Origin of the sequence: Ensifer sp. ENS11 (assembly GCF_014851895.1) — a bacterium.
GTDB lineage: Bacteria > Pseudomonadota > Alphaproteobacteria > Rhizobiales > Rhizobiaceae > Ensifer > Ensifer canadensis.
The window spans coordinates 78,211-97,759 of sequence record NZ_JACVAN010000005.1; the positions used below are offsets into that span (position 1 = coordinate 78,211).

At 61.0% G+C, this 19,549-nt stretch carries 17 protein-coding genes; 7 read left to right on the forward strand and 10 right to left on the reverse strand.

Annotated features, from left to right (window positions below; translation table 11 throughout):
- Positions 1–3: 3 nt before the first annotated feature.
- Together pdxA and IB264_RS11695 are read right to left on the reverse strand one after the other, a co-directional pair.
- The gene (gene pdxA / locus IB264_RS11690; RefSeq protein ID WP_025430379.1) at positions 4–960 is read right to left on the reverse strand and encodes a 4-hydroxythreonine-4-phosphate dehydrogenase PdxA; all 957 of its coding nucleotides are present in this window, start codon (positions 958–960) and stop codon (positions 4–6) included.
- Complete coding sequence (locus IB264_RS11695; protein WP_192433367.1) at positions 957–2,153, reverse strand: exo-alpha-sialidase; 1,197 nt, start codon at positions 2,151–2,153, stop codon at positions 957–959. Before IB264_RS11695 ends, pdxA begins: the two co-directional genes overlap by 4 nt.
- A gap of 237 nt (positions 2,154–2,390) precedes the next feature.
- Between IB264_RS11695 and IB264_RS11700 the strand changes: the two genes are divergently transcribed.
- The 6 genes from IB264_RS11700 (at position 2,391) to IB264_RS11725 (ending at position 9,261) form a co-directional block, all read left to right on the forward strand.
- The gene (locus IB264_RS11700; protein WP_057226004.1) at positions 2,391–3,275 is read left to right on the forward strand and encodes a DMT family transporter; all 885 of its coding nucleotides are present in this window, start codon (positions 2,391–2,393) and stop codon (positions 3,273–3,275) included.
- Positions 3,276–3,302: 27 nt separating this feature from the next.
- Positions 3,303–4,802: an ABC transporter substrate-binding protein gene (locus IB264_RS11705; RefSeq protein ID WP_025430382.1), complete on the forward strand. Its 1,500-nt coding sequence runs from the start codon at positions 3,303–3,305 to the stop codon at positions 4,800–4,802.
- Positions 4,803–4,893: 91 nt separating this feature from the next.
- Positions 4,894–5,805 (forward strand): ABC transporter permease, encoded by a 912-nt coding sequence (locus IB264_RS11710; RefSeq protein WP_025430383.1) that lies wholly within the window; start codon positions 4,894–4,896, stop codon positions 5,803–5,805.
- Between the two features lie 11 nt (positions 5,806–5,816).
- A complete protein-coding gene (locus tag IB264_RS11715; RefSeq protein ID WP_025430384.1) occupies positions 5,817–6,740 on the forward strand; it encodes an ABC transporter permease in 924 nt (307 codons plus the stop codon).
- Positions 6,733–8,352 (forward strand): ABC transporter ATP-binding protein, encoded by a 1,620-nt coding sequence (locus IB264_RS11720; protein WP_192433369.1) that lies wholly within the window; start codon positions 6,733–6,735, stop codon positions 8,350–8,352. The genes IB264_RS11715 and IB264_RS11720 overlap by 8 nt, the downstream gene beginning before the upstream one ends.
- A gap of 27 nt (positions 8,353–8,379) precedes the next feature.
- On the forward strand, positions 8,380–9,261 hold the full coding sequence (locus IB264_RS11725; RefSeq protein WP_057207066.1) for a dihydrodipicolinate synthase family protein: 882 nt from the start codon (positions 8,380–8,382) through the stop codon (positions 9,259–9,261).
- Positions 9,262–9,337: 76 nt separating this feature from the next.
- On the opposite strand, the gene IB264_RS11730 is transcribed toward IB264_RS11725, so the two are convergent.
- From IB264_RS11730 to IB264_RS11755, 6 genes are all read right to left on the reverse strand, one after another.
- Positions 9,338–10,408 carry an ABC transporter ATP-binding protein gene (locus IB264_RS11730; RefSeq protein ID WP_025430387.1) on the reverse strand — a complete coding sequence of 357 codons (1,071 nt, stop codon included), beginning with the start codon at positions 10,406–10,408 and terminating at the stop codon, positions 9,338–9,340.
- On the reverse strand, positions 10,405–11,232 hold the full coding sequence (locus IB264_RS11735) for a carbohydrate ABC transporter permease (RefSeq protein ID WP_025430388.1): 828 nt from the start codon (positions 11,230–11,232) through the stop codon (positions 10,405–10,407). The genes IB264_RS11730 and IB264_RS11735 overlap by 4 nt, the downstream gene beginning before the upstream one ends.
- Positions 11,229–12,131 (reverse strand): carbohydrate ABC transporter permease, encoded by a 903-nt coding sequence (locus IB264_RS11740; protein ID WP_025430389.1) that lies wholly within the window; start codon positions 12,129–12,131, stop codon positions 11,229–11,231. The genes IB264_RS11735 and IB264_RS11740 overlap by 4 nt, the downstream gene beginning before the upstream one ends.
- A 306-nt stretch (positions 12,132–12,437) precedes the next feature.
- Entirely contained in the window at positions 12,438–13,670 is a 1,233-nt protein-coding gene (locus IB264_RS11745; protein ID WP_192433371.1) for a sugar ABC transporter substrate-binding protein, read from the reverse strand.
- A gap of 59 nt (positions 13,671–13,729) precedes the next feature.
- Complete coding sequence (locus IB264_RS11750; RefSeq protein WP_025430391.1) at positions 13,730–14,632, reverse strand: sugar phosphate isomerase/epimerase; 903 nt, start codon at positions 14,630–14,632, stop codon at positions 13,730–13,732.
- A 9-nt stretch (positions 14,633–14,641) separates the two neighbouring features.
- Positions 14,642–15,676, reverse strand: coding sequence for a Gfo/Idh/MocA family protein (locus IB264_RS11755; RefSeq protein WP_128090347.1), 1,035 nt, complete (start codon positions 15,674–15,676; stop codon positions 14,642–14,644).
- A gap of 136 nt (positions 15,677–15,812) precedes the next feature.
- Here IB264_RS11755 and IB264_RS11760 point away from each other — a divergent pair, with 136 nt between their 5' ends.
- A complete protein-coding gene (locus tag IB264_RS11760; protein ID WP_025430393.1) occupies positions 15,813–16,829 on the forward strand; it encodes a LacI family DNA-binding transcriptional regulator in 1,017 nt (338 codons plus the stop codon).
- Between the two features lie 10 nt (positions 16,830–16,839).
- Here IB264_RS11760 and IB264_RS11765 read toward each other — a convergent pair whose 3' ends face one another.
- Together IB264_RS11765 and IB264_RS11770 are read right to left on the reverse strand one after the other, a co-directional pair.
- Positions 16,840–17,940, reverse strand: coding sequence for a glycoside hydrolase family 105 protein (locus IB264_RS11765; protein WP_025430394.1), 1,101 nt, complete (start codon positions 17,938–17,940; stop codon positions 16,840–16,842).
- Positions 17,937–19,502 (reverse strand): glycoside hydrolase family 28 protein, encoded by a 1,566-nt coding sequence (locus IB264_RS11770; protein WP_084814072.1) that lies wholly within the window; start codon positions 19,500–19,502, stop codon positions 17,937–17,939. The genes IB264_RS11765 and IB264_RS11770 overlap by 4 nt, the downstream gene beginning before the upstream one ends.
- Between the last annotated feature and the right edge of the window lie 47 nt (positions 19,503–19,549).

Below are 19,549 nucleotides of genomic sequence, written 5' to 3' on the forward strand. Positions count from 1 at the left end.
TGGTCATCCTTGCTTGGCGCTGCCGGCCACGAGCTTGCGCGCGTAGGCGATGGCGGAGTTCATGTTACCGTGGTCGGCGATGCCCTTTCCGGCGATGTCGAAGGCCGTGCCATGGTCGACCGAGGTCCGATCGATCGGCAGATCGACCGAGACGTTGACCGCGGTATCGAAGGCGACCAGCTTGATCGGGATGTGTCCCTGATCGTGATATTGCGCGACGATCAGATCAAAAGCGCCGGAATAGGCACGATAGAAAACCGTGTCCGCCGAAATCGGCCCGTAGGCGTCGATACCCTCGGCGCGCGCGGCCGCAACCGCAGGCGCAATCTGGTCGTCATCCTCGGTGCCGAACAGGCCATTTTCGCCGCAATGCGGATTGATGCCGGCAACAGCGATCCTGGGCGCGGCATAGCCGGTGCGCTTGAGATGCGCGTCCCCGGCCCTGATCGTTGCCAGAACTCGCTCTGTCGTCGCCCTTCTGATTGCCTCCTGCAGCGAGACATGCGTCGACACATGGATAACTTTCAGTCGTTCGGAAGCGAGCAGCATATAGGCAGCCTTCGACCCGGTGAGGCTACGCAGCATGCCGGTATGGCCATCATAGTGATGGCCTGCGAGGTTCAACGCTTCCTTGTTGATCGGCGCCGTGACGATGCAGCCGATCGCACCGGCTTCAGCGTCGCGCACCGCTTTCTCGATAAAACGGAAAGCAGCATCGCCGGCGACCCGGCTCAGTTGCCCCCAGGGCAGCGGTGCACCCTCAATCGGCAGATCAACGACATGAGGAGTGAGGTCGATGTCCAGGCCGAGCGCAGATCGAGCGGCCTCCAGTGTCGTCAGATTGCCATAGATGCGCGTCTGCGCGCGATCTGTGCTGGACATTTCAGCCAGGGCCCGCACCGAGATCTCGGGGCCGACCCCACAGGGATCGCCCATGGTTATACCGATGATATTGCTCATGAAACACTCCGTCGAGCCGCACTGTCCCAACCGGGAGCCAGGCGGACATATTTGATCGCGCGCCGATGATAGGTGTAGGCGAGATGCATTGCGCCGTCGGGACCTTCAAGCAGCCAGGGATAGGACATTTCCTGGTTGCGGCCATCGGTCGAGTCATTGGACAGGCAGGTTCCCGGGCCATCTTCGATCGACTGGCGAAGCGCAAAGGAATGCCCATCGTCGTTGGAGAGGCAAAGCGCAACGGGTGCGCGCGGCACGCCCCAGACGGGAACGCAGCCTCCGCTTGGATCCGCATCGGGCCGGCCATCATCTTCGCCCAATTCGTCATAGAGCGAGGCGCGTCGGTCGGACGACAGAAGCGCGTTCACCGGATTGCAGATCATGGCGATGCGGCCGTCGCGCAGGCGGATTGCCGCTAGCGACGAATTGTTGTTCGGCACTTCCGTGGCATGAGGCACGGACCAGGACCGCCCCCCGTCGACGCTCTCGCTCCGGTAGACAAAGTCGGCCTGACGACGCCGGAAGAAGGCGGCGTAGCGCTCCCCTCCGAGCGAGACCGGCGACATGTGCACACAGCCGGTGGACTGTTCAATATCTTCGAGCCGCCACGTCCTGCCTGCATCATGGGAGACACCCACTGCGGCCGTGTCATGGCTGCCGTTCCATTTCTGGCCGGGGCGTTGCACGCATCGGAAAATCGGCAGCAGCCACGCACCATCGTCGCGCACGACGACAGGGGCGCGGACAAAACACCCGCGCGGCAGGTCGAGGTAGCGCCCCTTTGGCGCTGCGAGCTTCAGTGGGTCGGCGGGATCGCGCACCACCTCAGTCATGCGGATCCGGCATTCATCCTGATTTCCTGATGGTTGGGAGGTATGAAACAGCCAGAGCGTACCGTCCGGCGCGGAAAACAACGCCGGGTTCTGTTCCGAATGTGAAGGATCGTCACTCAGTCGCTGCGGCGGTCCCCAGGCGGTCGAGCCTTGCGTCAGTACAGACGCGAAGATCGAGATATCCGACTTGCCCTCCAGCGTGCCGCCGAACCAGGCGCACACGAGCGCACCATCATCGAGCAAGTGCAGGAATGCCGCATGGTTCTGGATCATTGACGAAGGCAACAAGGCTTCGTCGCGCCCCGGGGACACGGATCGAAGCACGCCGTTCATGTTGCGAGCGATTTCATCGGGATGCATTTAGGCCCTCCTGTCAGGTTCGAAAATCATCCAAATTTCAAAGTTGTCAAGTTCTTTAATGTCATTTAGTTTTGCTTCAAGGCCATGCAATCATACCAAACTATTTGAAATTGCTTATTATTTTTAAACAATAGCAGCGTTCAATAATTTTACATAAGAAAACGATTTGACAAACTTTGCCGAAAGATAGATTGTCATGACAACACGGCGCAAGGATGCCGGGGACGGAGGACCTTCATGTACAGCGCCAGCAGTCGCCACCAGGCTACGACGGCCGTCGTCTTTGCAGCAGGAGCAGCAACGCTCGCCGCGACAGATGCCGTGATCGTGCGTGCGCTGAGCGGCGCCGTGCACCCGTTCGTCATCGGATTTTTCCGGGCGTTCTTCGGCGCACTCATCCTTCTTCCCTGGATTGCGCTTCGCCCATCCGTTCTTCGCACCACGCATCCGGTGCGCCAGCACGCCCTGCGCGCCGGCTTCAAACTATTGGCGATGATCGCGCTGTTCGCCGCCTTCAGTTGGGGACCGCTCGCCGACGTCACCGCCATCGCCTTCACCTCTCCGATTTTTGTCGTGCTGGGTGCAGCGTTGACGTTGGGCGAACGACCAGGCCCGGCGATGATTGCAGCGGTCGCCCTTGGTTTTGCCGGCGCCATGCTGGTGATCGGCCCGTCCGCGACGGGCTTCACGCTGGCGATCTTGCTGGCGCTTGCGGGCGCCGTGCTTCAATCAGCGATCCAGCTGATTTTGAAATCCATGTCGAAAGGCGACGCCACGTCCACGCTCGTCGTGTGGAACCTTCTCTTGACCGTGCCGATCGCCCTGCTGCTCGCCATCCCGTTTTTCGCCATTCCTGGCCCAAGGGAAATGGGGTTGCTTGCGCTTCAGGGCGTGGTCGGCACCGCATGCATGGGGCTGATGACCCATGCCTTTTCGCTGGCGCCGGCGACTGTCGTGGCACCCGTTGACTTTCTACGCCTGCCGCTTGTGGCCTTCGGCGGATTTGCCCTGTTCGGCGAAACCGTCGCGCTGACCACCATCGGCGGCGGTGCACTCATATGCTGCGCCGCATTGATCGCCGCGCGTTCCGGAAAATTCAGGTCTGGCAAGACGCCGGACTGAACGAGACTTTCTAGGGAGGAAAATGCAATGAAGAAAACGCTTATCCTGGGGGCGCTCCTGTTGGGCTCCGCCATGTCGCCTGCTTTTGCCGCATCGGGACCGATCAAGATCGTGCTGGCCGAGGAGGCCGATCTGCTCGAGCCCTGCATGGCAACCCGCTCGAATATCGGCCGCGTCATCATGCAGAATGTCAGCGAGACCCTGACCGAGCTCGACGTTCGCGGCGACAAGGGCGTCGTGCCGCGCCTTGCCGAAAAGTGGGAGCAGAATGAAGACGGAAGCTGGCGTTTCCATCTTCGCCAGGGGGTGAAATTCTCTGATGGCACGGCCTTTGACGCCAAGGACGTCAAGCACAGTTTCGACCGCATCATGAGCGACAAGAATGCCTGTGAGTCTCGTCGCTACTTCGGCGGGATGACGGTTACCGCCAATGTCGTCGACGATCACACGATCGATTTCAGCGCGGATCCGGTTCAGCCGATCCTGCCGCTGCTGATGTCGCTCGTCACGATCGTTCCGGAAGAAACGCCACTCGAGTTCATCCGCGAGCCGATCGGCACCGGCCCCTACAAACTGACCAACTGGACGCCGGGCCAGCAGATCGTCCTGACAGGGCGCGATGACTATTGGGGCCAGAAGCCGCAGGTCACGGAAGCAACCTACCTGTTCCGCGCAGATCCGTCGGTCCGAGCCGCAATGGTTCAGGCCGGCGAAGCCGATCTCTCGCCCTCGATCTCGCAGCTCGACGCAACCAACCCGAAGACCGACTTCTCCTATCTCGACAGCGAGACCGTCTATCTGCGCATCGATCACAACATCGAGCCTCTGAACGACGTGCGCGTCCGTCGTGCGCTCAACATGGCCATCGATCGCCAGGCGTTCCTGGGTACTCTGGTGCCCGACAGCGCGCTGCTTGCCACCGCGATCGTGCCGCCCCCGACGCTCGGCTGGAACCCTGACGTGAAGGTTTTCCCCTTCGACCCGGAGGCCGCGAAAAAACTTCTGGAGGAGGCCAAGGCCGCAGGCGTGAAGGTCGATACGCCGATCACCATCATCGCGCGCTCGGCAAACTTCCCGAACGTGACGGAGATCATGGAAGCCATCCAGGCACAGTTGCAGGAAGTCGGCTTCAAGATCGATCTCAAGTTCGTCGAAGTGGCCGAACATGAAGGCTACTATTCCAAGCCGTTCAAGGAAGGTCGCGGGCCGCAGCTCGTTGCTGCCATGCACGACAACTCCAAGGGTGACCCGTCCTTCTCGATGTTCTTCAAATACGCAACCGATGGCACGCAGTCGGGCTTTTCAGACCCGAAGGTCGACGATCTGATCAAGCGCGCCTCGGCGGCTGTCGGCGAAGAACGCGCCAAGCTCTGGTCTGAAACCATTGCCTATGTGCATGATGAAGTGGTGGCTGACGTGCTGCTCTTCCACATGGTTGGCTTCTCGCGCGTTTCCGAACGCCTGGACTTCAAGCCCACCATGGCGACCAACTCGATGCTTCAGCTCTCGGAGATCGGCATCAAGTGATCCGTTCTGGCGATGATGAAATCCGCCAGTGACAGACGCAATCAAGGCGGCGGGAGGATCCCGCCGCCCTATGCAATCGAGAGGCACAAAGATGAGCTTCATTCGCAAACGGGCCCTGGCCAGCCTGATTTCCCTTATCGGGCTGATCGTGATGGTCTTTTTCCTCTCGCGCCTGACGGGAGATCCCGCCGCCCTGTTCCTTCCCGTCGAAGCCTCGGCGGAAATGAAGGACCAGTTTCGCGAGATCCACGGCCTTAACGATCCGATCATGGTTCAGTTTGCCCGCTATGTCGGTGACGTCGTAACCGGCGATTTCGGCGAGTCGCTGCGCAAGGCACGGCCGGCACTCGATGTGGTTCTGGAAGCTTTCGTGTGGACGCTCTGGCTTGCCACTATCACCATGTCGCTGGTGACGGGCGCTGCCATCGTCGTCGGCTCACTGGCCGCGTTCCGCGCCGGCGGTTTTTTCGATCGCCTCTCCTCGGTGATATCGCTGATCGGCGCGGCCGTCCCGGACTTCTGGCTCGCCATTGTCGCGATCGTCGTCTTCTCGGTGAACCTTGCCTGGCTTCCGACATCCGGCACCGGCTCGCTCCTGCACTGGATTTTGCCCATCAGCGTGCTGTTCGTCCGCCCGTTCGGGATCATCGTCCAGGTCGTTCGCGGTTCGATGATCAGCGCGCTTTCGTCTGCCTACGTGAAGACGGCACGCGCCAAGGGCGTGAAGTCCGGACCGATCATCTTCATCCACGCGCTGCGAAACGCCATGCTTCCCGTCATCACCGTCATCGGCGACCAGGCCGCGAGCCTCCTGAACGGTGCGGTCATCGTCGAAACCATCTTTGGTTTTCCCGGCGTCGGCAAGCTGATGATCGACAGCATCCTGCAGCGTGACTTCAACGTCGTTTTGGCCGCCATTCTCGTGACCGCGCTGGCGATTTTCGTCATGAACCTGTTGATCGACCTTGCCTATACGCTTCTCGATCCACGCATCCGTCATTGAAGAGTTCAGCCATGACCTTACAGACGACAGATACGGCGATAACCCAGGAACCGACCTTTGCTGTTCGCATGGCGCGCATGCTGTGGGCGGACAAGTTCGCCCTGTGCGCTGCAATCTTTCTGATCACAGTCCTCATTCTGGCGATCGTCGGGCCGAGCTGGCTTGGCGACCTTGCGACGAAGCAAAACCTGCGCGGCCGAAATGCAGCGCCGTTCGAATGGGAACGCGGCTGGGTCTGGTGGATGGGGGCGGATGCGCTTGGACGTCCGCTGTTTGCCCGCATCATTGTGGCAACGCAAAACACGCTGATGGTTGCCGCAGGCGCCGTCGCGATCTCCGCGATCGTCGGCACCACGCTTGGCCTGATCGCAGGTTTTTCCTCCGAGCGCGTCAACCAGGTCATCATGCGGCTGGCCGACGTCATCATGTCGTTCCCGTCGCTGCTGATCGCGGTTATCGTGCTCTATGTCCTCGGCTCGTCGATCCTGAACCTGATGTTGGTTCTCGCGATCACACGCATTCCGGTCTATCTGCGCACCACCCGCGCGGAGGTGCTGGAGATCCGCGAGCGCATGTTCGTGCAAGCTGCGCGCGTCATGGGCGCCTCCAGCAAGCGCATCCTCTTCCGGCACATCCTGCCCGTGGTCCTGCCAACGCTGACGACGCTGGCAACCCTCGACTTTGCCTATGTGATGCTGGCGGAAAGCGCGCTTTCCTTCCTCGGTATCGGCATTCAGCCGCCTGAAATCACCTGGGGCCTGATGATTTCTCAAGGCAGGCAATATCTCACCAATGCCTGGTGGCTGTCCTTCTGGCCGGGCCTTGCAATCATCCTGACGACCATGTCGCTCAACTTGCTTTCGAACTGGATGCGCATCGCCCTTGATCCCGTCCAGCGCTGGCGCCTGGAAATGAAAGGTCGCAAGAATGGCTGACCATCTGCTGGAAGTCCGCAACCTCTCGGTCGAATTTCACACCGTGATGGGCGTCGTCAAAGCGGTCCGCAACATCTCGTATCACCTCGATCGCGGCGAGACGCTGGCGATCCTGGGCGAAAGCGGATCAGGCAAGTCCGTATCGTCGTCGGCGATCATGAACCTGATCGACATGCCGCCCGGCCGTATCAGCTCGGGCGAGATCCTGCTTGACGGCGTCGACCTCTTGACGATGCCGACACACAAGCGCCGCGAAGTGAACGGTCGCCGCATCGCAATGATCTTTCAGGATCCGCTCAGCCACCTGAACCCGGTTTATTCGGTCGGCTGGCAGATCCGCGAGGCACTGACGACCCACGGCACGGGAAGCACCGAGGCACAGGCGGAAGCTCTGCGGCTGTTGACCCGCGTCGGCATTCCCGACCCGGAGAAATCGCTCGACAAATATCCGCACGAGTTCTCCGGCGGTCAGCGCCAGCGCGTCATGATCGCCATGGCGCTTGCACTCCGCCCCGATCTGCTGATCGCCGACGAGCCGACGACGGCGCTCGACGTGACTGTTCAGGCCGAGGTGCTGGCGCTTCTGGAGGAGTTGCAGCAGGAAACCGGCATGGCGGTGCTGATCATCACGCATGACCTTGGCGTCGTCGCCGAGGTTGCCGACCGCGTCGTGGTGATGGAAAAGGGCGAACTGGTCGAGGCGGGAACGGTTCGCGATGTCTACAAGAACCCGCAACATCCCTACACCCGTAAGCTGATCGCCGCCGCCCCCGGAAAGGGCAAGATGCATTCGCCGGGAACGCGTGGCGAGCCGGTCCTGTCGGTCCGCGATGTCCGCAAGCACTATGGCAGCTTCGAAGCTCTGAAAGGCATCTCCTTCGACCTCATGCCCGGCGAGACCATGGCCGTCGTCGGCGAAAGCGGCTCGGGAAAATCCACGCTCGCCCGCATCCTGCTCAGGCTGGACGAGCCCGACAGCGGCAGCGCGCTGTGGAAGGGCCGTGACCTTTTCCTGCTGTCGCCGGGGGAACTCTACAAATTGCGGCGCGACCTGCAGATGGTGTTTCAGGACCCCACCCAGTCGCTCAATCCGCGCATGACCGTCTACCAGCTGATCTCCGAGGCATGGGTGATCCATCCGGACATCCTGCCGAAGGCGAAATGGCGAGAGCGCGTCGCCGAGCTTCTGGTTCAGGTCGGCCTTGGGCCGGAACATATGGGGCGATATCCACATCAGTTTTCCGGCGGTCAGCGCCAGCGCATCGCCATTGCCCGAGCGCTGGCGCTCGAGCCGCAATTGATCATCTGCGACGAGGCCGTCTCGGCGCTCGATGTCTCGGTTCAGGCCCAGGTCATTGCCCTCCTTGACAAGCTTCGCAAGGACATTGGCATTGCCTTCATCTTCATCGCCCACGATCTTCCGGTCGTTCGCGACTTCGCCGACCACGTCATGGTGATGCAGAAGGGCAATGTCGTCGAACTCGGCACCGTGCGTGAGGTCTTCGAGACCCCACGCCAAGACTATACGCGCGCGCTTCTGGCTGCCGGACTTGATCCGGATCCCGACGTCCAGGCGGCCAATCGCGCCGCCCGCCTCGAATGCGCCTCCTAGAGAGCGCTCCCATCACTGGAGATAACAATGTCCAAGCAAGCCTTTGTCGCGCTCGTTACCTGCTTCAACGACGATGAGACGATCAACTACGACGCGACGCGCGCTCAGGTCCGCCGACAGGTGGACGCCGGCAACAACATCATGTGCGCCGGTACGAACGGTGATTTCAGCGCCCTGACCTACGACGAGAAAGTGCGCCTGACCGAGGAGGTCGTCGATGAGGTCGCCGGCCGCGTCAAGGTCATCGTCAATGCCGGCATGCCCGCAACCTTCGAAACGCTGAAACTCGCACGCGAATTCGATCGCATCGGCGTCGATGGTATTGCCGTGATAACCCCGTTCTTCATCGCCTGCACCCAGGATGGTCTGATCCGTCACTTCTCGACCGTTGCGGACGCGGTCGAAACCCCCATCTATCTCTACGATATTCCGGCCCGCACCCAGAACCATATCGAGCCGGAGACCGCGCGCAGGCTTTCCGGGCACGGCAACATCGCCGGCATCAAGGATTCCGGCGGAGCAAAAGAGACGCTCGAAGCCTATCTCGAAGTGGCCAGGGACGTTGAGGGTTTCGAAGTCTACTCAGGCCCTGATCATCTGGTGCTGTGGGCGCTGCAAAACGGTGCGGCCGGCTGCATATCGGGCCTCGGCAATGCCATGCCGCACGTGCTGGCGGGAATTTTGAACGCCTTCAATTCAGGCGACATTGCCGAAGCCGAAAGACAGCAGGCGATTTATTCGGCCTTCCGCACGGATCTCTACGCGCTTGGCTTTGCGCCTGCGATGGTGAAGCGATCGCTCTTTCTACAGGACAGCTCCGTTGGTGCCAGCCGCGAGCCGGCCCTGCTGCCCAACAAGACCCAGGACGACCAGATCGAGGAGATCCTGCACCGGTATGGGCTCCTTTGAAGCGGGTGCCGAAACAGCACCACACGCATAAGCGTTTCCCCCGAGCGGCCGGAGCCATGCCCTCGCCGCATAGGCGCTAGGGCAACCGCCGTTCGGTTTGCGCGTCGAAGAGGTGAATGTTGGCGGGCGCGAAGGTCAGGCCGACCTTGTCGCCCGCAGTCACACTCGATCGACCATTGAAGACCACCGAAAGCTCCGGCGTCGTTGCCATCGTCAGGAAACACGTCGCCCCTGTCGATTCGAGCAGCGCGACCGGGACAGAGAGAGCGCCTTTATCGGGCTCGGCAATCTCGATGTGCTCTGGACGCAATCCAACGGTGAGGGCCTGCCCCGGTTGCACAGGCCGATCGAGGACGATCGCCTGTTTGACACCGACGTCGAGGATGACCGAGCGTCCATCCTGGCCCCCCACGGCGGGTATGAAATTCATTGCCGGGGATCCGATGAACCCGGCGACGAATTTGTTGACCGGCCGATCGTAGAGTTCAAGCGGGCTCCCCTGTTGTTCGATGACGCCATCGCGCATGATGACGACGTGGTCAGCCATCGTCATGGCCTCGATCTGGTCATGGGTGACGTAGACGGATGTGGCGCCCAACCGATCGTGCAGCGCACGGATTTCCTTGCGCATATGAACGCGCAGTGCTGCATCGAGGTTCGAAAGCGGCTCGTCGAACAAAAACGCCTTGGGATGGCGGATGATTGCCCGGCTCATCGCCACGCGCTGGCGCTGGCCGCCCGAAAGCTCCCGCGGATAGCGCCCGAGCAGATGGGTGAGCCCGGTGACGGCTGCGACTTCGTTTGCGGCCTTCTTGCGTTCGGCCTTCGCAACTCCCCGGATGCGCAGGCTGTAGGTCAGGTTCTCCTCGACCGTCATATGCGGATAGAGCGCGTAGGACTGAAACACCATCGCCACATCGCGCTTGCGCGGCGGCACGGCGTTCATCACCTCGCCGGCGATCCTCAAGGTGCCGGACGATATGCTCTCGAGCCCTGCGAGGGACCGCAGCAGCGTCGACTTTCCGCAGCCAGATGGACCGACCAGCGCTGTAAAGCTGCCCTTGCGGATCGAAAGCTCGATGTCCTTCAGCGCGTGGTAGGCACCATAGTATTTGTTGACGTTGGTCAGTTCGATCTGGGCGGTCATTTGAGCGCTCCCGAGGTAAGGCCAGAGACGATGCGGCGTTGCAGGAGGACGAAGATGGCGAGGATCGGGGTCACGTAGATCGCCGCATAGGCCATGATGTTGTTCCATTCGTTGGTGTTCGGCCCCATGAAGGAATTCAGCCCGACGCTTGCCGGCTGCAGTTCGACAGCCTGGATCATGGATTTCGAATAGACGAACTCACCGAAGGCCTGCATGAAGATCAGGATGGCGCTGACGAGAATACCATTGCGCGCGAGCGGCAGGACGATGTTGAAGAAGGCACCGACGCGCGAATTGCCGTCGACAAGCGCGGCCTCCTCCAGTTCCTGCGGCACGCTCATGAAGGTCGCGCGCACCAGAACCACGAAAAACGGCATGCTCTTGGCGGCAATCGCCAGGATGACCGCAAGCCTGGGATAGTTGAGCAACCCGACCTGAGAAAAGCCGACGAAAATCGGCGTCACCATCAGCGATGCCGGAAGCACCTGCAGCATGAGGACAAGGAAAAGGCCGATATCGACCCATATGTTGCGATAGCGCGCCAGGACATAGGCACAGCCGACACCGAGCACGGTGATGACCGCGACGGCGCCGCAGGCGATAACCAGCGAATTCCAGATATAGCGGCCCATGTTCCGACTTAGCCAGACGTCGCCGAAAATGTGCCATTGAGGATCCGTCGGCCAAAAGGTCGGCGGGGTGGCGAACATCTCTGAACCGGATTTGATCGTGGTGATGTACATCCAGTAGAGCGGGAACAGATAGATGCCGGCCAGAACGATTGCGATTGCCAGCATCAACCGGTCGCGGGATACGGTATTCATCCGCGCACCTCATGCCGTGTCGAGCGCACGTAGACGACCGAGGCGATCATTACGAAGACGATCATGATCACCGAAATGGTCGCGCCCTTGGCGAAGTCGTACTGCCGGAAAGAGAGGTCCCAGGCCCAATATTGCGTGACGTTCGAGGCATTGTTCGGCCCTCCCGAGGTGATTGCCGCGAAAAGATCGAACTGCTGCAGGGTGAAAATCAGCCCCAGCGCGATGATCGCGCCGATGGACGAACGCATCATCGGCAGCGTAATCGTCCAGAAGCGTTGCCAGACATTGGCGCCATCGAGTTCGGACGCCTCGTAGAGATCGCGCGGAATTGCCGAAAGGCCAACGGACATCAGGATCATGTTGAACGAGGTGCCGAGCCAGATATTGGCGATGATCACGGCCCAGAGGGAAAAATCGGGGTCCGAGCGCCAGAAGATATTGCCACTGATGAGACCGGTTTCACGCAGGATGAAGTTGAGCACGCCGAAGTCGCCGGAGAGGATCCAGTTCCAGATCGCGCCAACGACAAGTCCCGGCATCACCCACGAGACCAGAAAGAGGCCGCGCAGCCACGAGGCGCCCGGAAAGTTCGTCCAGAAGAACAATGCCAGGCCAAATCCGACGAGGAACTGGCCGGCAATCGAGGCGATGACGAAGGTCGCCGTGTTGGCAAGGATCGGCCAAGTTTCCGGCTGGGCGAACAAATCCCGGTAGTTCTTGAGGCCGACGAAAGGGCGCCAGAAACTGCCAAGGCTGAACATGTCGACTTCCTGGAAGCTCATGATGATATTGTAGAGCAGCGGCAGCCCGGACAGAGTGAGCAGGAACGCAAGCGGCAGGCTGACGAGGCCGATATCGAAACCGCGACCGTCGATCATGCTGGACAATAATCGTTTCATGGGCTCCTCCGCCGCCGAGATGGCAGCCGACATCGGCGGCACGCGTCTCGACCTGCAAAACTAGAACGACCGAACTGATGCCGACAGCCGGCACAAATTTCCTGGCTTTCCGCTCCAGCGCCTAAGTACGATGGAGCATTGCTTGATCGGGGTGGCGAACGCACTTCAAGGCACGCCCAGAAGCACGTTCGCCCCATTCAAGAGGTTAGAGCGTTTCCGGCTTTGACGCGCCACAGAACCGCTCCAGCTCTTTGTTTTCACGCATTCCCCGACGGAAAACCGCTTCGCACTTTTCCTGGATATGCTTTAACCAAGCACCGCCTTTATTTTTTCGGCCGCCTGATCGAGCGCTTCCTTCGGCGCCATCTGCCCGGTCAGGGCCGCCTGGATCGCATCCTGGATCGCCTTGGAAATCTTCGGCCATTCCGGGTGCGGACCGCGCGGCTTTGCGTATTTGAGCTGCTCGTTGAACACCTTGAGGGCGGCGTCCTTGAGCGGCACGCCGGTTTCAGGAATGGCGATGTCGGAGCGGGCCGGCAGCTGCCCGAAGTCCTTGAACATGCGGTTATCCTGGGAGGCGAAATATTCGAGCACCTTGAAGGCTTCGGCCGGATGTTGCGTGTTGGAGAAAATCGCCCAGTTGAAGTCGCCCATGGCCGAAGAGCGCTCCGCACCGACTTCAGGGACCGGTAGCAGTGCCACGCCCCAATCGAACTTCGCTTCGCTCACCATGCGGTCGAGCTCCCATGGCCCGGAGATCGCCATGGCGGCGTTGCCTGAATTGAAGGTGCCGGTCGAATCCCATTGGCCGCGAGTCAACGTATCCGGCGAGGCCAGTTTCTCGGTGATGATCATCTTCCAGACCTCGAGCGCCTTGACCGCGCCGTCCGAGTTGATGTGCTCGTAGCTGCCGCCAGCCATCTGCGCCCAGGGCAGGAACTGGAATGTCCCTTCCTCGTTCGCCTTGGCCGAGAAGGCGAGACCATAGACGTTGGCAGCGGGATCCGTCAGCTTGCGCGCCGCATCGACCAATTCGTCCCAGGTCTGGGGCGGCTTGTCCGGATCAAGGCCTTTCGCCTTGAACATGTCCTTGTTGTAGTAGAGCGCAATCGTATTGGTTGCCTTCGGCAGGCCGTAGTTCTTGCCGTCCCACATGGTGGAAGCGAGCGGCCCGGGGAAATAGTTCGACGTCTTCACCACCGTCGACTTGGCGATCATGTCGGTGAGATCAAGGAAGGCGCCGCGCGACGAAAACAGCGCATGCTCGGGATTATCGATGGCGATGATGTCCGGCGCCTGTCCGGTCGAATAGGCTCGCATCGCCTCGCTGACGACATCATCGAACTGGATCTGGCGATATTCGACCTTGATGCCGGCGTTCAACTTGTTGAAGTCCGATATCAGGTTCGGTGCCGGCTGGATGTCGCGATCGAGCGACCAGACGTTGATCGTGACGTCTTCGGCTTTGGCCGAGAGCCCGAACAAAGAGACACCTGCAAGGGCGAGAACGCCCAGGATTGCGGATCCGCGGATAGCCATTTTCTCCTCCTTTGGTTATCCCGCAGCCGGCATCCTCCATGCCGGCCGATATGCACACCTCAGACCGGATCGGCGACGAAGTCGCCGCCCCGGCAAGCCTTGAGATAGTTCAGGCCATGGACCTGGCCGGTCATCTCCAATGCGTCGCGGTAGACCGGATCGTGCCAGCCCTCGATGTCGATCGAGCCGGACCAGCCGGCCAGCCGAAGCTCGGAAATCACGTCGGTCCAATTGGTGTCGCCGAAGCCCGGCGTGCGCATGAAGACGAATTTCTCCTTGCCGAAGATGCCGTGTTCGCGGATGACGTCCCAGCGGATGGTCGCGTCCTTGCCGTGCACGTGGAAGATCTTTGTCGCCCATTTGCGGATCTGCGGCAGTGGATCGATCAGATAGACCATCTGATGGCAGGGCTCCCACTCGATCCCGATGTGGTCGTCCGGCGTCTCGTTGAAGATCAGTTCCCAGGCATCCGGATTATGGGCGATGTTCCAGTCACCGGTCTGCCAGTTGCCGTCCATGGCGCAATTCTCGAAGGCAATCTTCACACCCTTGTCGGCCGCGCGCTTTGACAGTTCGGACCAGATTTCCCTGTAGCGCGGCAGACTGTCGGTCAACGGCTTGCCGCGGATGCGGCCGGTGAAGCCGGCAACGCAAGTAGCGCCGAAATGATGGGCATTGTCGATGCAGTCTCGCCAACCCTGCAATGTCTGTTCGTCGATCGCGGTGGTCTCAAGCGGGTTTCCGAACATGCCGAGCGTCGAGATGGTGATGTCGCGGCCGCCGATCGCCTCCACGCAACGTTTGCCGAGCTCGGCAAGGTCCTGACCATTGGTCGTCTGCCAGAAGAAGGGTTCGAAGCTTTCGAAGCCCATTTCGGCGATCTGGTCGATGCGTTTGTCGGCGCCACCCTTGGTGGCCGAGATCATGGTGCCGATGCGGATGGATTTTGCAGGGTTCGTCAAGATAGGCTCCTAGGCTGCAATGGTGACGCGTTTGCCATCACGGGCGCTGTCGATCGCGCCGAAGACCATGGCAAGGCTCTTGATGTTGTCGCTACCGTCCGTTTCCGGCACGGTTCCCGTGTCGATCGCGCCGATGAAGCGCTCGATGACGCTTACATGGCCGTGCGTGTCGGCACCGTCTTCAGCCTCGGGAACCGTGATCGGCTCGACCGCCCGCAGGAAACCTTCGCGACCGCTGACGACATTGGCTTCGAAGCGTTCGCCGCCATCCCAGATGAGCGTTCCCTTGGAGCCGGTGATCCGCCACGCACTTTCCCAGCTGGTATTGGCGCCCTGCGCGCACCAGGATCCGCGATAGGTGAAGGCGACATTGTCGGAGAATTCAAAGATCGCATTGGCTGCAGCGCCGTGGCGGTACCAGGAGCCTTGCGGATTGTATTCGTGGCAATAGACGGCAAGAGGATCCTTGCCTGACATGAAGCGCGCCGCGTCGAAGGTGTGGATGGCCATGTCGAGCAGCAGGACGTTGTCCATCTGCTCGCGGAAGCCGCCGAAGTGTGGACCGAGGAAGAAATCGCAATGCAACGCCGTCAGTTCACCGAGGCTGCCGGATTGGATGAGGCGGCGGATCCGGCGGACGCCGTCGATGAAACGGCGGTTCTGGACGATCGCGTGAACACGTGAAGCGTCAGTTGCGAGCCGGCGCAGTTCGCGCGCCTCATCGAGCGTGGCGGCCATCGGTTTTTCGCTGAGCACGTGGCAACCATGGGCCAGACCGGCCGCCACGACCGCGCGCCGAGCGGCCGGAACGACGACGTCAAACAGCAGATCGGCCCTACTCTCGCGCAGGACTGCCGGCAGGTCTGTACCGATGATGATGTCGTGAAGCTTGAACTCGGCAGCGAGCGCTTGCGCGGTCGCCTGATCGAGATCGACGAGGCCCACAACCTCCACCTTCCCCCTCAGAAAGTCGCTCTCCGTCAGAGCCTTCAGCCAGCCTTTGGCCATAGCTCCGCACCCGCACAAAACGGCCTTGTGTCTCACGTGATTTCCTCCAGGAACGAAAGCCGAAACTCCTCAGTTGGCTTCCGTAAACGTTTACGATACTATGCGGCAAAGGGTTTTTGTGTCAAGAGGTGTGAAAATGGCCAGTCGCGGGTCTGGGGAGGAACGCGGAAAAATGAAGGGGATTCGCCAACTTGCCGAACATCTCGACATTTCGATCGGCACGGTCTCCCGCGCGCTGAATGGCAAGCCCGACGTCAACGAAGAGACGCGCAAGCGGGTTCTAGAAGCGGCGGAATCCCTTGGCTATGTCGCCAACCAATCGGGCCGTGCGCTGAGGAAGGGCACGACCGGCGTCATCGGCTTCATGATGCAGACGGGGTCCGAAATCACCGGCCAGGGCGACACCTTCTTCATGAGCGTCTTCGACGGTGTGCAGACGGTCTTTGCTCGTCACAAGCTCGATCTGGTCGCCTTGCTCTGCTCCTCGCAAGAGGACCCGAACGACTATCTGAAACGCGTCGTCGCCCGCGGCTTTGCCGACGGCATCATCCTGTCGGCCACCCGGCGCCACGATGCCCGCTTCGAACTGCTGGCAAAGCGCAAGATCCCCTTCATCACGCTCGGACGAAGTCTGACCGATGTCGGCCAGCCCTGGCTGGACCTCGATTTCGAAGGCATGGCCGAGGCATCCATCGACCGGCTGGTTGCCCGCGGGCACAAGCATATCGCCGTCACCCGTCCGCACGACGACATGAACCTTGGCTATGTGTTCGAAGAACAATGCCGCGCCACCCTCGCCCGGCACGGCCTCAACCTCGACGCACGTCACATCTTTCGCTCGACACCCAACGAGGCCGGGGGTTACCAGATCGCCCGGGAACTGAGTGCGCTTGAGACACGTCCGACGGCAATCGTCCTCATCAACGAGGCCATTACCGTCGGGCTTTATCGCGGACTGGTCGAAGCCGGAATAAAACCCGGGCGCGACCTGGCGATCATCGGGCGTCAAAGCCCGCATTCGCAGTTTCTGTCGCCACGACTGACATCGTTCAGCCTGTCGCTACGGGACCTTGGCATTGCACTTGCCGAATCCCTGCTTGCGACGATGCCGGCCTTCGCCGAGATATACCGCGAGCGATCCGCGCGATGCCTGTGGCCCATGGATCTCGTTCCTGGTGAAAGCGACTGATCAAGCGGCTTCACGAAGCGGCCATCAGGCTTTCCGCATATGCCATCATCAAGGGCCCCACACCTTTGGCGTCATCCGAAACGATGGGTTCGGTGAGATAGTAGCTCGGTGAACCATCGCGATAGTTGCCCTCGAAACCTCCAAGACCGGCGACATGGACAATGGTCGTGAAGCGGGTGATCCCTTCGGCATCGGCAACGAGCCGGGTATTCAACAGCGCGTCAAGGGCGCGCTGCCCGGCCGCAGCCGCCCCCGCAGCAGTGTCCGCCTCGACTAGACCAAGACGAGCGGCGCGCAAAAGCGAATAGGCAAACATGACCGAGGCAGAGCTTTCGAGGTAGTTGCCCTTCAGATCCGGCGCGTCGAGCACCTGATGCCAAAGGCCGGAGGAGGCTGCCTGACGGGCCATGATCTCCTTTAGCAGCAAGCGGGCGCGCTGGCGCAACGAGGCGGTCGCCTGGTCAACAGGAAGTGTCGCCAGAGCATCGACCACTGCCATTGCCAGCCAGCCCACGGCCCGTGCCCAGACAGCGGGAGACTTGCCTGTCACAGGGTCAGACCAGCGCTGCTGGCGGCTGTCGTCATAGCCATGAACATAGAGGCCGCGTGTAGTCGCCGTGAGTGCTAAAGCCGTTGAAAACTGCTGCAACGCATCGGCGATCAGGTCCTTGCGGCCGGTCATCGTCGCATATTCGATCTGAAAGGGCAGCCCCATATACAGCCCGTCCAACCAGACCTGGTGCGGATAGCGCTTCTTGTGCCAGTAGTTACCGGCGGAAATGCGTGGGTGCGTTTCCAACTGCCTAGCCAGTCGATCGGCGGCCAATCGGTAGCGCACTTCGTCGGCACCTTCAGCCAGCGGGAATAAGGCGCGCCCGGCCAGGATATTGTCGATGTTGTATTCCTGGGGGTGGTAGCCCGCAAGCGCGCCATCGGCCCCGATCTGCTGATCGGCGAGACGATGAAGATGCGCCTTCCAGCGCGTGTCGCCTGTTGCATCAAAAAGAAGACTGAGGCCGCGATAGACGCATCCATCCTCGTAGCACCAGCTACCGCCCTTGTAGTGGTTGTAGCGCTTGGCGAATTCGTCGAAATATTCTGTCGGGTTCACGAGAGCATCTCATCGAAAGGAAGGGACACGGGGGCGGCGCTCAACAAGGAGGGATCGTCGCAATCGACCTCTGCCCGCTCGCTGACAATCGTCTCATGGCGCATGGCTCGCACGCGGTCGGCCATGATGGGTGGCGTTGCGACGGCTGCGGGATTGCTCGAGGTGATTTTAAGGCGGCGGATACGGACGTTGCGGATCGGGGCTTCGGGCAGTCCGAGAAACGCGCCTGCCGCATGTGCGAGCCCGCGGATCTCGACGTCTTCTATGGTGACGCCGTCGATGAGCGGCGTTCCAGAATTGACGACCGCCGGCTCACGGGACTGCACCCAGTCATCGTGGCCATCCGCGTCGCAATGATAGTGAGCGTTGGCCGACAGCGCGGTTTCGACGCCATCGAGCAGTACGCGGCGCATTGCGATATTGGTGATCGACCCGCCGCGACCGCGACGGGTCTTCAGCCGCAGGCCGCGATCGGTGCCGATCATCTCGCAATCCTCGACGGAGACGTCATCGACGCCGCCGGACATCTCCGAGCCAATTACCAAGCCGCCGTGGCCACGCTCCATCAGGCAGTGACTGACACGGACGCCGCGCGTTTCGGCAAGGTGATCAGCCTCGCCGTTCGGGCCGCGTTTTCCTGCCTTGACGGCAATGCAATCGTCGCCGACTGAAAAGCGCACGCCCGCAATCACGACCTCACGACAGCTCTCAGGGTTGAACCCATCGGTGTTCGGGCTGTCAGCTGGGGCAACGATGGTTAGTCCGGCAGCGGTCAGCCGAGCGCAGCCTTGCGGATGGATCGTCCAGGACGGTGCATTGCGGATCGTAAAACCGAGCAGTGTCACATCACGGCAGTTGATAAGATGCAGGCCACGCGGGCGACGCGCACCATCACGCGTCTCTTTCGGCCAACTCCACCAATCGCCCCTGTCGCCAGATCCGTCGAAGACGCCCCTGCCCTCGATCACCAGGTTATCCGCCTGCACCGCGTTTACCGGGGCATTAAAGCAGGCCGCCGGCAGACCTTCCCAACTTCCAAGCATGCTGCCGTTGTGATCGTGGGAAGGGAGAACAGGCCAGCCCGCGCGCACCGAAGGCGCTTGGAGGGTCGCCCCTTCGGCAAGGTGCAAAGTCATTTGACTTTTGAGCCTAAGTGGAAAGGACGTCCACAGGCCTGGACCGAGATGGAGCGTACCTCCGGTTGGAACGGCTGCGACCGCTTCACAAAGGGCCGCAGCATTGCTGCGCGCGCCTTCAATATCGTCAGGCGCAATATCGGCGACGAGTCCGAAATCGGTTGCTTCCACGACACCTGCGCAGGGCGCAGTCTGAAACGACAGCGGCTGAAATCCCTCCACCTCGAAAAGATAACGGGTAGCCGGACGAAGCCCGTGCAGAAGGGTGACGACCGTTTGGGCTTCTCCGTGTTGCAGAACGCCGGTCTCATCCGGGGATGAAAGCCGCCAGACCGTCCTCGATTTCAAACGGTAGAGGGCTCCGGGCTGCGGCAGGCATAGCGCCGCCGTTCGCGCCGAGCGCGCGATGATGGAAGGTCGGGTCATGTCGTGCCTCGTGTTGCGTGCCGCCAAGAGACGGAGGACCCGCCGCG